The organism is Paenibacillus lentimorbus NRRL B-30488, assembly GCF_000411595.1.
GTDB lineage: Bacteria > Bacillota > Bacilli > Bacillales > Bacillaceae > Bacillus > Bacillus velezensis.
Window position 1 is genome coordinate 414,358 of record NZ_ANAT01000006.1, and the last position, 14,878, is coordinate 429,235.

Below are 14,878 nucleotides of genomic sequence, written 5' to 3' on the forward strand. Positions count from 1 at the left end.
GAAACACCCAATTCTTTCCCGTTATCAAAATAAAAGGGCAATAGACATGCTATTACCCCTAAGATTATATCATATGGAATTATTTTTTCTTGTCAAAAGTGAACCCGCCAGCAAAAAAGTAGGTATGCCAGACATCCCGATAATCAGCATCCAATCGCCCGGCGTAATCGGCACTGTTTTGAAAATCGGCTGCAGCGGCGGATAATAGATGACGATGACCATCAGGAAGACAGAAGAAATGATGGCGCCGAGCAGATAAATATTTTCAAACGGATTCCGGGAGAAAACAGACGTTTCGCTCCGGCAGTCAAACACGTGTATAAGCTGAGCCAGGACAAGAGTCGCGAAGGCGACGGTCTGTGCGTAGGGCAGATTTTCAGGATTGCGGTGATAGACGATGATAAACGCAAAAATGGTTGCGGCTCCGATTAAAAACCCTCTTGATACGACTTTCCAGCCCAGTTTTCTCGCAAACACTCCTTCTTTCGGATGCCGCGGCTTCCGCCTCATCAGGTCTCCTTCCGGCTGATCCATACCGAGGGCCATCGCCGGCAGCCCGTCAGTGACTAAGTTCACCCACAATATCTGAATCGGAACGAGCGGCAGAGGCAGAGCGAGAAGCATCGCAAACAGCATCACTAAAATTTCACCGACGTTGGAGGCGAGCAAATACCGGACGAATTTTCTTATATTTTCATAGATATTCCGTCCCTCTTTTATGGCTGATTTAATCGTAGCAAAGTTATCATCCACCAGAATGAGAGAAGAGGCTTCCTTTGCCACATCCGTTCCCGTCACGCCCATGGCAACACCGATATCTGCCTGCTTTATGGCCGGCGCGTCATTAACCCCGTCTCCCGTCATGGCGACGACGTGTCCGTTTTCCTGAAACGCTTTGACGATTTTCAATTTATGTTCAGGTGACACGCGTGCGAAGACGTAGACATCATCGACCGTTTCGATAAGTTCTTTGTCCGTAAGCTCATTCAGCGTCTTGCCGTCCATCACACGCCCCTTTTTCGGAAGAAGACGCAAATCTTTTGCGATGGCCTTTGCCGTTTCGACGTGATCTCCTGTGATCATAACTGTTTTAATGCCGGCCTCACGGCATTCTTTAATGGCCTGTCTGACCTCCGGACGGGGCGGATCAATCATGCCTGACAAGCCGAGCATCGTCAGATTTTTTTCCGCCTGCTCCATTGTCGGCTTTTCTCCGGCCTTAAGCGGTTTATAAGCAATCGCGATCGTACGCAAAGCTTGCGACGCCAGCTCTTTCAGAACCGCTTCCGTTTCTGCTTTCTTTTCTCCTGAAAAAGCCGTACTTCTTGCGCCGTGCATCAGATGTGACGAGCGGTCAATCAGCACATCGGGCGCTCCTTTAGTGATGACGAACTGCTTTTTTCCTTATCCTCTACAATGACGGTCATCATTTTGCGGACGGAGTCAAACGGAAACTCGGCAACCACGCGGTATTGCCCGCTGAGCCAATCGTTTGAATAGCCGCCCTTTCTTGCAGCCGTCAGCAGCGCTCCTTCTGTCGGATCACCGTCGAGTACATAACGGCCGTCTTTCAGTGCGATTTCAGATGTGTTGCACAACGCGCCGAAAACCAGCATCTGTTCAAGAATCTTCTCATCTTTCGGCTTGATTTCCCGCTCATCTCGGGTGAAAACGCCCTCCGGCTCATAGCCGATGCCCGACACTTTATAAATTTTGCCGCCTGACCACATATGGGTGACGGTCATTTTGTTTTGTGTCAGCGTGCCGGTTTTATCAGAACAAATGACAGAGGCGCAGCCCAATGTTTCAACAGCCGGGAGCTTTCTGACAATTGATTTTTGTTTGATCATGCGCTGGACGCCGATTGATAATGCCACCGTAACAATGGCGGGAAGCCCTTCCGGAATCGCGGCGACGGCCAATGACACCCCGGCCAAAAACATGCTGTAAAGATCATGTCCCTGTAAGACGCCGACTGCAACGACCAATACCGTTAAAAGGAGCGCGACGATAATTAAAATTTTGCCGAGCTCTTCAAGTCTTCGCTGCAGCGGTGTTGAAAGGCTGCCGGCGGATTCCAGCATATCGGCGATTTTCCCCATTGCCGTATTCATTCCTGTACCGACGACGACGCCGACACCGCTGCCGCGCGTTACGATCGTACCCATAAACGCCATATTGCTGATGTCGCCTAACGAAACATCCGGCTTTCTCAGTTTATCAGCTTGTTTAACCACCGGAATTGATTCCCCGGTCAGCGCCGATTCCTCAATTTCAAGGCTTTTCGCTTCAACGATCCGCACATCCGCGCCGATCCGGTCGCCGCTTGAAAATTTCATGATATCGCCGGGAACGAGCTCCTTGGACTGAATTTTCTTCCAGCTCCCGTCCCGCAACGCTGACACATACGGCGTTGACAGCTCTTTTAATGCATGTAAAGACTTTTCCGCACGCCGCTCTTGAAAAAAACCGAGAACCCCATTGACAAATACAATCGCCATAATCGCTACGGCATCTACATATTCGCCTAAAAACCCGGATATTAAGGTCGCCGCCAGCAGCACGAGCACCATAAAATCTTTAAATTGGGCGAAAAACACGACGATCGCCGGTGTCCTCTTGCCCTCCTGAAGCTCGTTCGGTCCGTGCTTTTCAAGGCGTTTTTTCACCTCTTTTTCGGTCAACCCCTGTTTAATGGACGTATTTGTTGCTTTCAGCAAATCGGTTTGTCCCATTTCATGAAACTTCATTCTTCTCGTCCACTCCCCTGCCTCGCTTTAGAGATGTCACTCTGTAAACAAGCTTATTCTGACTCGCCCCTTTTCATGCTATAATTATCGAATGCAGGAAGAAGGAAAGGGTGTTTTATATGTCTTTTGATGGCATGTTTACATACGGAATGACACATGAATTAAACAGCCGGATTGCCGGAGGCCGGATCACGAGAGTCCATCAGCCTTTTAAGCACGATGTGATATTACACATCCGCGCCAACGGAAAAACCACAAATTATTATTGTCGGCGCACCCGAGCTATTCACGGGTGCACATGACAAACCAGGCCTATGAAAATCCGAGCGAGCCGCCGATGTTTTGTATGCTGCTCAGAAAGCATATAGAAGGCGGATTTATTGAGAAAATAGAGCAGGCCGGATTAGACCGGATTATGATATTCCGCATAAAAAGCAGAAATGAAATCGGCGACGAAACCGTAAGAACGCTGTATGTTGAAATTATGGGACGGCACAGCAATATTATTCTGACTGACGGAGAAGGAGCCATCATCGACGGGCTGAAACATTTATCTCCGTCGATGAACAGCTACCGGACCGTTCTGCCGGGATATGATTACAAGCTTCCTCCCGCTCAGGAAAAAATTTCGCCGCTTGCCGCGGATGAAGAGGACGTTTTGCGTTATCTCAGTTTTCAGGAAGGACGGCTTGACCAGCAGATCGTCAGACATTTCTCCGGTGTTTCTCCGCTGTTTGCAAAAGAAGCCGTTCACAGAGCGGGTCTCGCTAACAAAATAACGCTGCCGAAGACGCTGATTGAAATGTTCCATGCCGTGAAAGATTGCAGGTTTACACCGAACATTACGACAGCCGGCGGAAAGGAATACTTTTACCTCCTGTCTCTCACACATGTAAACGGAGAGGAGCGCACCTTTCACTCATTGAGTGAGCTGTTGGACCGGTTTTATTTCGGCAAAGCGGAACGCGACCGCGTCAAACAGCAGGCGCAGGATCTCGAGCGATTTGTCGCAAATGAACGGAAAAAGAACGCCAATAAGATAAAAAAGCTGGAAAAGACGCTCGACTACTCAGAGAATGCGAAGGAATTCCAGCTATACGGCGAACTGCTGACGGCGAATTTGTATATGCTGAAAAAAGGTGACAAAGAAGCGGAAGTCATCAATTATTATGATGAAGAAAGTAAGACGGTGACCATCCCTTTAAATCCGAACAAAACACCGTCAGAAAATGCACAGATGTATTTTACAAAGTATCAAAAGGCGAAGAATTCCGTCGAGGTGGTAAAAGAACAGATCCGTCTGGCCGAGGAGGAAATCGCTTATTTCGATCAGCTGATCCAGCAGCTCTCCTCCGCCTCCACAAAAGATATCCATGAAATAAGGGAAGAGCTTGTGGAAGGCAAATATCTGCGGCCGAAACAGCAGAGAGGACAGAAAAAACAGAAGCAGCACGTTCCTGTTTTGGAGCAATATGAATCTTCACGGGGATTGACGATTCTTGTCGGCAAAAACAATAAACAAAATGAGTACTTAACGACAAAAGCTGCCGCAAGGGATGATTTATGGTTCCACACGAAAGACATTCCGGGTTCCCACGTTGTGATTAAAAGCAGCGATCCGGATGAACAATCCATACTGGAGGCCGCTGCGATCGCCGCTTATTTTTCCAAAGCGAAAGATTCCGGCTCCGTTCCGGTTGATTATACAAAAATCAGACACGTGAAAAAGCCAAACGGCGCAAAGCCCGGATTTGTCACCTATGACAGCCAGCATACCGTATTTGTCACACCTGATGCCGACCTTGTCATACGGCTGAAAAAATAAACGCACCTCCAAGCTGAAACCCGCGCTCAGCTTGGAGGTGTTTTTATTACGTATAAACGGAGACGAAACTCTCCCAGCCGTCAGAATCATCTTTACAATATCTGATCAGTTTCCCGTCATGTCTGCCTGATCCGCCGGGCCGTCTGTGATTAAAACGGTCACACCTGATTTGGCGGCGGATACTTTCACCTTCCCTCGCCAAACCTGAGCACATTCGGGCGGGTCTCTGACCTTTCCTTTGTATGCGGGCGGAATCCAGGCGGCATCGGGATCACATACATATTCCGCATCACTTCGCAATCCTGACCGCTTGTCGGCATATACCATTCAAACTGCCCGCTTTCGTTTTGAATTTTTCATATTCGGCGGACTGTCAGGACAGTATAAAAAACACCCTGCCTGATGACAGACAAGGTGTTTTTTATGGTCTTCTTCTTTTCTCAAATAATCGATCCACTTCTTCAGCCAAATCAGCAGTAATGAGAGGCTTTATGTCCTCAGCCAGTCTTTTCGTATGTGCCGGGCTTGCGCCGCTTGTTGATACGGATACTTGAATGCGCCCTTTGCGGATGATCTTCGGCATATACACGCTGCCCCGTTCAGCCTCGCTTACACAATTGACCAGCTGCGTTTCAGAAGCGCCCGCGGCTATCTCCCGATTCACGCTGCGGTCATTTGTCGCGGCAATGATGAAAAAAGCGGGCGCGAGATCCTTCATTTCAATTTTACGGGAAACCCAGCGGATACGTCCTTCATCTGCCAGCTGTTTAATTTCAGGCATGACATCAGGACTGATTACAGTAATATCCGCGCCTTCCGGAAGCACTGTTTTGAGTCTTCTTAAGGCAACATTGCCTCCGCCCGCGATGATAATTCTTTTTCCGCTGAGATTAATGTGAAGAGGCAGCATACTGTCCCCCCTTAAAATCAAACTGACCGCCGGGGTTTCGGACAGCTTCTGTCACACGGTTCAAAAACGCCTGCTTAATATGCGGGTGAAAACCTAAGTATGAAGCGAGATGAACATTTTGATTGATCGTTTGAAGCTTTTGAACTTCCCGTTCAATCTCAGTCATTAAAAGCCCGGTAAACAGAAGATATGGAACGATAAAAACGGGTGCTCCATCATCCTCTTCAAGGCCGGCAAACACTTCTTTATAGTGCGGGTCACATGCTGTTAAAAAACAAGGGATGACTTCTTTAACAGGTATAATCGCCTCAAGTTTTCCGGCAATCTCACTGACTGCGTTTTTAACGGCCGGATCTGTGCTTCCTCTTCCGATCAGCACCACTTTCGCCTGCTCAATGGGCACTCCGGTATCTTCAATGCGATGATGCACGGCTTTTACGACTTCATCGTCCACTCCGATCGGAACACCATATGTCACTTTTATATCGGGATGCAGGGCCGCCGCACGGGCGATTTCAGCCGGAATGTCATGTTTTGCGTGGGCTGCGGTCAAGAGCAGCAAAGGCACGGCCGCAATATGAGTGGCGCCTTGTCTGACACAAGCTTCAAATCCCGCTTCAATAGACGGTTCCTGCAGTTCTAAAAAACAGATTTCCTGAATGGGAACGTCAGCGTGCGGCATGCACCCTTTTAAAAACGCCGCCGACTCTGTCTGCGCTTTTTTCAGCCTGCTTCCGTGCCCGATATATAAAATCGCCTGCTTCATTTACAACGCCTCGCTCAAATCCGGATTTTTCTGTTCAGATGCATACCAGTCCAGTTTGCAGTGATAATTGACGACATCACCGATAACAATTAAACTCGGGTTTTTGATTTCTTCTTTTATCACTGTGTCTGAAAGCGTGCCGACGGTGCAGACGACTGTTTTTTGCCTGTCCGTCGTCCCCCAATGAATAAAGGCTGCCGGAGTGCCGCCGTCTCTGCCGTTTTCCAGCAGCATTCTTTCAATCTGCCGGATATTTTTAATTCCCATATAAATCACCAGCGTATCAATGCCCGTCGCCAGCGCTTTCCATTTTCTTCAAAGTCGTCTTCTTGTTTATAATGCCCCGTAACGAATGCGACATTGGAGCTCGCCTCTCTGTGCGTCACCGGAATGCCGGCATAAGCAGCAGCCGCGATTCCTGATGTAATGCCGGGAACGATCTCAAACGGAATGGCGTTTTGCGCGAGAGCCTCCGCTTCTTCGCCTCCGCGGCCGAAAACAAACGGGTCGCCCCCCTTGAGCCTTACAACGGTTTTCCCCTTTTTCGCATACTTCACAAGGAAACGGTTGATCGTATCCTGTTTCATAATGTGAAAATCCGGGAGCTTGCCGCAGTAAATCAGATCCGCTTCTTCTCCGGCGTACTGTAAAATCTCTTTGTTTACCAATCTGTCATATAATATAACGTCCGCTTTCTGTATGGCTTTCATTGCCTTCACCGTTAATAAGTCCGGATCTCCCGGACCGGCTCCAACGATAAATACTTTCCCCATAGCATGTCTCCCCGATCCGTTTTGAAATCTTCCCAGAACAGCCGCGAGGCCGCACTTCAGCTATTTTACCATATCCCTCCATTGCGGGGGATATCCGGCTGATTGCGCGGCCTTTTTGGACCTATTATGCTAAGCTGTTTTTCACAAAGTCAACCAGTCTTCCGGTGCATTCTTCACGTTCAAATTTGCCTGAATCAAGTACGAGCTCAGGCGCTTTCGGCTCTTCATACGGTGAGTCGATCCCCGTAAAGAACGGAATTTCACCATTTCTTGCTTTTTTATATAAACCTTTCGGATCGCGCTTTTCACATATATCAAGGTCGCATTTCACGTAGATTTCATTAAATTCGCCCTCTGCCACAAGCTCTCTCACCTGATCTCTGTCCTCACGGAACGGAGAAATAAAAGCCGTGATGACGATGGTTCCCTGCTGAACGAAAAGCTTCGCCACTTCCCCGATGCGGCGTATATTTTCCTTGCGGTCATCATCGGAAAAACCTAAGTCCTTGTTTAAGCCGTGGCGGATGTTATCACCATCAAGCACAATGACTTGATAGCCTCGTTCAAACAGCTCGCGCGCTGCGGCGTTTGCAATCGTGGATTTCCCTGAACCGCTTAAGCCCGTCAGCCAGAGGATAGAGCTTTTATGCTTGTTTTTCTGCTGGTATTCTTCTTTCGTTATTGAGGCTTCATGCCATACGATATCACGATTTGTCACTCTATTTTCCTCCTTAAGAAACGCCTGCTTCTTCTTTCGTTTTCAGCCCTTTAATCAACACCTCGACAACTTCAGGACGGCTGAATTCCGCCGGCGGCATGACGCCGCTTCGCAGCATTTCTCTGACCTTTGTTCCTGACAGAATGACGTGGTCTTCTCTGTCATGCGGGCATGTTTTGGCCGTTCCCATGTTGCCGCATTTCTGGCAGAAGAAGCTGTGCTCGAATTTCATCGGTGTAATCCCGAGTTCATCCGCTGTAAATTGATCAAACAGCTCTTGCGCTTCATATGTGCCGTAGTAATCACCGACGCCGGCATGATCGCGGCCGACAATAAAATGCGTGCAGCCGTAGTTTTTGCGGACAAGCGCGTGGAAAATGGCTTCTCTCGGCCCCGCATACCGCATAGCCGCCAAAAATACGCCGAGGAAAACGCGGTCTTTCGGATAATAATGATCGAGCAGCACCTGGTAGCTTTCCATTCTGACATCCGCCGGAATGTCATCTGATTTTGTTTCACCGACGAGCGGGTTCAAAAACAGGCCGTCAACCGTCTCAAGCGCGGTTTTTTGGATATATTCGTGGGCGCGGTGGACCGGATTTCTCGTTTGGAAACCGACGATGGTTTTCCAGCCCTTTTCTTCGAAGCTGCGTCTTGTATCGGCAGGTTCAAATGTAAACTCAGGAAACTGCTTTGACGCTTTTTTAATTAATGTGATCGGCCCGCCGACATACGTATCGCCGCGTGAAAATAATTTTTTCACGCCCGGATGCGCGGCATCATCGGTTTTATATACGTGAACGGCTTCTTTTTGTTTATCCGGCGTATAAATATCTTCGATGTCGACGACACCGTATGTTTCTCCGCCGTAAGTCAGTTTCACCGTGTCGCCGACGGCAAGCTCAGCCGCTTTTTCTGAATCGACCGGAAGCGTGATCGGCAGGGACCAGACAACCCCTGATGCCAGACGCATATTTTCAACGACTGACACGTAATCTTTTTCTGTGAAAAATCCTTCAATCGGGCTGTACCCCCCGATCCCGATCAGCTCTAAATCAGCGAACGAAATCAAATCAAGCTCAATTTCTTTGTGGACGGATGTAAGATTATACTGCTCATTCACCCGATTAATTAATGTTCCTCCGTGCGGTGCTAAACTCATAATACATGATTCCTCCCAGTTAACAGATAAATAAACTCAGATTAATAGTTAAATGCCCCCGCCTTGTTCATGGACAGAGCGTTTCTCTTTTCGGATGGCTTTCATCAGACTGGCGGCTCCGCCAGCTGCCAAAAGCACGCTGGCCATCATAAAGATGGAATAGTAATCTCCTTTTAACAGCAGGGAGACAAGCAGATACGAAATCGACAGTGACAAAAACGGCGAAACAACCCATACTTTGAGCATCGTTTTCACGACTTCTTTATGAAAAACGTTCGGCCCGTTTTTGGCCATTCCGATACCGATAATTGATGATGATGTGACTTGCGCCAATGGGACCGGCAGACCGAAGACGGAACTGATAATGACAAGCCCCGCGCCGGTTCCTGAAAGCAGTATGCCTTCTCCGGCTGAAAACCTCGTAATCTTTTTCCCGTTGGTTTCAAGCACTTTGCGTCCTAAAAGCAGAGCGCCGAGAGCGACAAAGATGCCTCCGTACAGCGTTCCTTTTGACACGCTGAGTACGCCCGCAGCCACCAAAGGGCCCACCGCATTTGCGACATTGTTCATTCCGGCTGAAAAAGCTTCCCAAAACCCCGCAAAAAGCAGCACAATTCCTAAAATCTTCTGTTTCCGTTTCGAAATGACTCGAATATTCAGAGAACTGAATACCTTCGATACGAGAAAAGTGAAACAGAACGCGACGAACGGTACGAGCACCCAAAAATCACGATGACCAAAAGATGCTGTAAAAACAATACTTTGTACGCGACGCCGACACCGACAATCGCCCCGACAGTGACCTCACTCGTCGACAGCGGAATGCCGAGCACATTCGCCGTGAATAACGATAGCGCCGCCGCTCCGATTATAATGCAGACAATGGTGAGCGTAATGGTTTGTTCGGGAATGATTCCGCCGCTGATCGTCTTAACGACTTCACCGCCGCCGATAACCGCCCCTGACAGGACTCCGGCCGCACAGATGATCAGCGCATACGTTTTCTTTTTAACGGCGCCGGACCCGTAAGCGACTCCCATTGATGCCGCGGCTCCGCTGGCTCCGATATTCATGGCAAAAAACAGACAGAATAAAATAGCGGCTAATTCCATCGGGCAGCTCCTTTATTCATGCAGTCCGCATTCTGTTTTCGCCATGCCGTTCCATCTGCCGCTCCGCAAATCTTCCGCGGTAAACGCAGGTGAAGTGCACGGTTCACAGCCGATGCTCGGATACCCCTGATCATGGAGGATATTGTAATCCAGCTCATGCTTGGAAGTATATCTCCAGATGTCTTTCCATGTCCAATGGATCAGCGGGCATACTTTAATCGATTGAAACTTGTCGTCTTTATTCAGGAAATTCGTATTCGCCCGGCTCGGCCCTTGATCCCGGCGAAGGCCGGACAGCCATGCCGGATGCCCTGCGAGCGCTTCTCTTAACGGCAGAATTTTTCTGATGTAGCAGCACTGGTTCGGTTCTCTTTCCCACAGTTTATCTCCGTGAGCCTCGGCCTGTTCCTCGAGAGTAAGGCTGGGCTTTTTCAGGATAATGTTCAGCCCGGGATAACGTTCTTTCACTTTTTCGATCGTTTCATATGTTTCTTTAAAGTGAAGACCCGTATCGAGAAACACGATTTCCGCGTCTTTCTTTACTTTAGAAATTAAATCGATCAGGACGATGCCCTCAATCCCGAAGCTGCACGCGTAAACAAGCTGGTCTCCGTAGTGGCCGTATGCCCATTTTAAAACGGACAGCGCGCCTTTATAGGAATCGTCTTCCGGAAATGTAATCGCCGGTTCCTCCCATGTGTCATACGTTAGCATTTTTTCTTTCCTCCTCCCGGAGACAATCAAACAGCTGTTGTTCTCTGCCGGTTGTCTTATCCCTCAATCTTTTTTTCATATAAAAAACTTTCAATCCAGCGGAATGAAAGACAGTGACCCGGTATAGCCCTTATCTTCAAAATGCTGTGCATTTTTCTGGATGCGGCACCTTGCAATACACGCAGGTTGCCGGGCGTCATCGGTCCAGTCCCTCAGCCGCTCTTGATAAGCTTTTTAGATTTGTACTAAATTTTAGCACAATTCTAACAGAAGTCAACCCGAGTTTTTTGATAGGAATAATAAAACAGGCCCTGAGGCCTGTTTTTATTGTCATTATTTTTTAAACCAATCTTTTGACTCGGGATTCAGTTTCCATGATTTCAGTTTTTCAATGTCAGCTGAATGAATCGTTCCGTTTTCAAGCGCGACTTCAATCAGCGTGTCATAATCGGTTAACGAGTAATAAGGAAGACCCGCTTTTTTAAAGGCTTCTTTTGCTTTCGGCAGTCCGTATGTAAAAATGGAAATGACGCCGAGGACTTCCGCGCCCTCTCTTTGAAGGGCCGCCGCAGCTTCAAGCACGCTGCCTCCGGTAGAAATCAAGTCTTCAATCACGACTGTTTTTGTCCTTTCTTAATGGCGCCTTCTATTTGATTTCCTTTGCCGTGCGCTTTCGGTTTACTTCTGACGTAGCACATCGGCGCGCCTGTACGGTCTGCGAGAAGCGCAGCATGCGGAATGCCCGCCGTTGCAGTGCCCGCGATCATCTCCGCCTCGGGGAAATGCTCCTTCAGCAGTTTGCCGAGCCCGTCCGCCACATCATTTCTCACTTTTGGATACGACAATGTCAGACGGTTGTCACAATAGATCGGTGATAAAATGCCGCTCGCCCACGTAAACGGCTCATTCGGACGTAAAAAGACAGCTTCAATGTGTAATAGATGTTTTGCGATAGCCTGTTTCATCGGCGAACGCCCTCCCATTCCAGTTTAATTGCTTCATATGCTTTAACGGGGTTTTCCGCTTTTGTAATTGAGCGGCCCACGACGATGGCTGACGAACCGTTTTCTTTCGCAAATGACGGAGTCGCCGTCCGGACTTGATCGTCAGCTGCGTCACTGGCCGTGCGGATGCCCGGCGTGACTGTCAGAAATGAAGGCCGGACCGCTTCATAAATGGCTTTTGTTTCATGGACCGAACATACCACTCCGTCCAGCCCGCACTCTTCCGCCATTTTGCCGTAGTGCACAACCGTTTCTAACAGCGGCTTTTGCAGCAGAAGCTCTTCCTTCGCCACCTGCTCTGAAGTGCTGGTCAGCTGAGTCACCGCGATTAAAGACGGGCGTTTTCTGCCTGCCGGCGTGCCTTCTTCAAGCCCCTCAAGGGCCGCGCGCATCATGCGTGCGCCCCCTGCCGCATGCACATTGACGAGATCAACGCCGAGGCGGGCCAGCCGCTTCATCGCTTTATTGACCGTAGTCGGGATATCATGAAGCTTTAAATCTAAAATATATCACAGTTCCGTTCTTTTAATTGGTGAATGATGGCGGGGCCTTCCTGATAAAAAGTTCCATCCCCGTTTTGACAAAAAGCCTTTCCTTTTCAAACAAGTCTAAAACGTTAAAGTCTCTTCCCCTGATGCAAAATCAAGCGCGATGATGGGCAGGTTGTTTTTCATGTTTCCAGCTCCTTCCGATGCATTCACTTACAGATTGAAAGCCGTGTTGGCGCAGCACACGGGGGAGCTGTTCTATGATTTCCGGGCAGACGAACGGATTGACGAAGTTTGCCGTGCCGACGGCAACCGCACTCGCTCCCGCAAGAAGAAATTCTAATGCATCCTCTGCGGTCTGAACGCCGCCCATCCCGATAATCGGAATTTGAACGGCCTGGCTGACTTCGTATACCATCCGGATGGCGACCGGTTTGATCGCCGGGCCTGACAGTCCGCCCGTTTTATTTGCTAAAATCGGCCGTCCGGTCTTGAGATCGAGCCTCATCCCGATGAGTGTATTAATCATCGTCAGACCGTCAGCACCGGCCGCTTCAATCGCTTTGGCAATTTCGGTTATGTTTGCGACATTAGGCGAAAGCTTCACATACACAGGCACTGCGGAAACTTCTTTCACCGCTTTTGTCAGTTCGGCCGCCATGACGGGATCAGTACCAAAAGCAATCCCCCCCGTTTTGACATTCGGACATGAAATGTTAAGCTCAAGCGCATGCACATTCGGCGCTTGGCTGATGTGCTCGGCCACTTCTTTATAGTCGTCCACCTGAGAACCGGCGACATTTGCGATAATCGGCGTGTCAAATTGTTCGAGCCAAGGCAGCTCATGATTGAGCACATGCTCAAGGCCGGGATTTTGCAGTCCGATGGCATTCAGCATTCCCGCGCTTGTCTCCGCCACTCTCGGCGTCGGATTTCCGAAGCGGGCTTCGTTCGTCGTTGCTTTAATCATAATGCCTCCGAGGCATGATAAATCGTAAAATCCGGCATATTCTTTCCCGAAACCGAAACATCCGGAAGCGGGGATGATCGGGTTTTTCAATTGGAGACCCGGCAGATTCACCTCTAACATTACAGCGCCACCTCCTCAGCTTTAAATACCGGCCCGTCAAGGCAGACCTTTACATAGGATGTATCGCTTTCACCCGTGCGGCACACGCAGGCGAAGCAGGCCCCGATGCCGCAGCCCATCCGCTCTTCCATCGAAAGATAAACCTCTTTATGGCCGTACTGCTGCTTCAGAGCTTTCAGCATCGGTGTCGGTCCGCAGCTTAGCAGGACATCGAATTCGAGCTGCTTTTCACGGATGACATCGGTGACAAATCCTTTCTCTCCATATGTTCCGTCAGCCGTCGCCACATAGGTGTCTCCGTACGCACGGCATTCCTGTTCGTAAAAAACATCCTTTGCTGATTGAAATCCAAGCACATGAATGACGTTTACGCCTTTTTCCGTCAGGCGCTTTGACAGTTCCTGCAAAGGCGGAACCCCCACTCCGCCTCCGACTAACAGCGCGGTTTTGCCGGGTTCAATCCGCCGGACGGGAAATCCGTTGCCGAGAGGGCCGAGAACGTCTATCCTGCCGCCCGCTTTTTTCCCGGACAAAAGACGCGTTCCCTCACCGTCAGCTCGGTAGATAACGGATACTTCATCCGCGGCGAAATTGACGTCCGCAATGCTGAGCGGTCTTCTTAATAGCGGCGTGACCGCGTCACTCACCTTCAGATGAAGAAATTGACCCGGCTCGGTAAGGTGCCGGACAAGCTCTCCTTTCAGCACCATCTTATAAATCCGGTCGGCAATTTCTAAGTTGGATTGAACAGTCAAATGCGCTTTTTTCATATCGTGACTGCCGCCTTTTGATTGGTTTCGGATGCAGGCATATGATCCGCCCGGAATGTCATGCTTTCCAATACCCGCAAAATGGCTTCGGCCGTATCTAAAGATGTCAGGCAGGCGACTCCGTTCTCAACGGATTCGCGGCGGATTCTGAAGCCGTCTCTGGCCGGCTGTTTGCCCTTTGTCAGCGTATTGATGACAAATTGCGCTTCGCCGTTTCTGATCACATCGAGCAGATTTTTCCCTTCTTCGCCGATTTTCCCGACGACTTGAGCCGGAATCTGAGCGTCTTTCAAATAAGCCGCCGTTCCTTCCGTCGCCAAGATTTTATAGCCGATGGCGTGGAACCGCTTGGCGATCAGCAGTCCTTCTTCTTTATCTTTATCAGCAACGGTCAACAGCACTGAGCCGTAGTTCGGGATTTGAATGCCAGAGGCAATCAGCGCTTTATAGAGCGCTTTTTCCAAGGTTGAATCTTTGCCCATGACCTCTCCCGTCGACTTCATTTCAGGGCCTAACGTAATATCCACTCTTCTCAGCTTCGCGAATGAGAAGACAGGCGCTTTCACGAATACCCCCTGCTGTTCAGGCTGCAGCCCCTCTTGATAGCCGAAATCAGCAAGCTTTTGGCCGAGAATGACCTTTGTCGCCAGATTCGCCATCGGAATCTTAGTGATTTTGCTTAAGAACGGCACGGTTCTGCTTGACCGCGGATTTACCTCAAGCACATACACCTCACCTTGCGACAGTACGAACTGGATGTTCAGCAATCCGATGATGTTAAGGCCTTTTGCCAAGG

The 14,878-nt window shown here is 49.4% G+C and carries 9 protein-coding genes, 6 pseudogenes and 1 riboswitch; of the genes and pseudogenes, 1 reads left to right on the top strand and 14 read right to left on the bottom strand.

Going from position 1 to position 14,878, the window contains the following annotated elements; genetic code table 11:
- Positions 1 to 69 precede the first annotated feature (69 nt).
- Positions 70 to 2,750 (bottom strand): annotated as a pseudogene (locus D368_RS04695) (calcium-translocating P-type ATPase, SERCA-type).
- A gap of 119 nt (positions 2,751 to 2,869) precedes the next feature.
- On the opposite strand from D368_RS04695, the pseudogene D368_RS04700 reads away from it, so the two are divergent.
- Positions 2,870 to 4,575: pseudogene (locus tag D368_RS04700) on the top strand (Rqc2 family fibronectin-binding protein).
- A gap of 105 nt (positions 4,576 to 4,680) precedes the next feature.
- Here the strand turns inward: D368_RS04700 and D368_RS04705 are convergent.
- From D368_RS04705 to D368_RS19915, 13 genes and pseudogenes are all read right to left on the bottom strand, one after another.
- Positions 4,681 to 4,902 carry a hypothetical protein gene (locus D368_RS04705; protein WP_233499608.1) on the bottom strand — a complete coding sequence of 74 codons (222 nt, stop codon included), beginning with the start codon at positions 4,900 to 4,902 and terminating at the stop codon, positions 4,681 to 4,683.
- A 94-nt stretch (positions 4,903 to 4,996) separates the two neighbouring features.
- Entirely contained in the window at positions 4,997 to 5,485 is a 489-nt protein-coding gene (locus tag D368_RS04710; protein WP_101563004.1) for a precorrin-2 dehydrogenase/sirohydrochlorin ferrochelatase family protein, read from the bottom strand.
- On the bottom strand, positions 5,466 to 6,251 hold the full coding sequence (locus D368_RS04715; RefSeq protein ID WP_128574593.1) for a sirohydrochlorin chelatase: 786 nt from the start codon (positions 6,249 to 6,251) through the stop codon (positions 5,466 to 5,468). The genes D368_RS04710 and D368_RS04715 overlap by 20 nt, the downstream gene beginning before the upstream one ends.
- A pseudogene (gene cobA / locus D368_RS04720) lies at positions 6,252 to 7,024 on the bottom strand (uroporphyrinogen-III C-methyltransferase). It abuts the gene before it with no gap.
- Positions 7,025 to 7,148: 124 nt separating this feature from the next.
- Entirely contained in the window at positions 7,149 to 7,742 is a 594-nt protein-coding gene (cysC, locus tag D368_RS04725) for an adenylyl-sulfate kinase (protein WP_071391853.1), read from the bottom strand.
- Between the two features lie 13 nt (positions 7,743 to 7,755).
- Positions 7,756 to 8,904: a sulfate adenylyltransferase gene (gene sat, locus D368_RS04730; RefSeq protein WP_003154365.1), complete on the bottom strand. Its 1,149-nt coding sequence runs from the start codon at positions 8,902 to 8,904 to the stop codon at positions 7,756 to 7,758.
- 48 nt (positions 8,905 to 8,952) lie between these two features.
- A pseudogene (cysP, locus tag D368_RS04735) lies at positions 8,953 to 10,016 on the bottom strand (sulfate permease).
- 12 nt (positions 10,017 to 10,028) lie between these two features.
- Positions 10,029 to 10,730 carry a phosphoadenylyl-sulfate reductase gene (locus D368_RS04740; RefSeq protein ID WP_003154369.1) on the bottom strand — a complete coding sequence of 234 codons (702 nt, stop codon included), beginning with the start codon at positions 10,728 to 10,730 and terminating at the stop codon, positions 10,029 to 10,031.
- Positions 10,731 to 10,857: 127 nt separating this feature from the next.
- Positions 10,858 to 10,962: riboswitch (SAM riboswitch) on the bottom strand.
- A 101-nt stretch (positions 10,963 to 11,063) separates the two neighbouring features.
- Positions 11,064 to 11,695, bottom strand: a pseudogene (gene pyrE / locus D368_RS04745) (orotate phosphoribosyltransferase).
- Positions 11,692 to 12,408 (bottom strand): annotated as a pseudogene (gene pyrF, locus D368_RS04750) (orotidine-5'-phosphate decarboxylase). The pseudogenes pyrE and pyrF overlap by 4 nt, the downstream one beginning before the upstream one ends.
- The gene (locus D368_RS04755; protein ID WP_003154377.1) at positions 12,377 to 13,312 is read right to left on the bottom strand and encodes a dihydroorotate dehydrogenase; all 936 of its coding nucleotides are present in this window, start codon (positions 13,310 to 13,312) and stop codon (positions 12,377 to 12,379) included. The pseudogene pyrF and the gene D368_RS04755 overlap by 32 nt, the downstream one beginning before the upstream one ends.
- Complete coding sequence (locus tag D368_RS04760; RefSeq protein WP_128574594.1) at positions 13,312 to 14,082, bottom strand: dihydroorotate dehydrogenase electron transfer subunit; 771 nt, start codon at positions 14,080 to 14,082, stop codon at positions 13,312 to 13,314. The genes D368_RS04755 and D368_RS04760 overlap by 1 nt, the downstream gene beginning before the upstream one ends.
- Positions 14,079 to 14,876, bottom strand: coding sequence for an ATP-binding protein (locus tag D368_RS19915; protein WP_486129213.1), 798 nt, complete (start codon positions 14,874 to 14,876; stop codon positions 14,079 to 14,081). Before D368_RS19915 ends, D368_RS04760 begins: the two co-directional genes overlap by 4 nt.
- Positions 14,877 to 14,878: the final 2 nt, after the last annotated feature.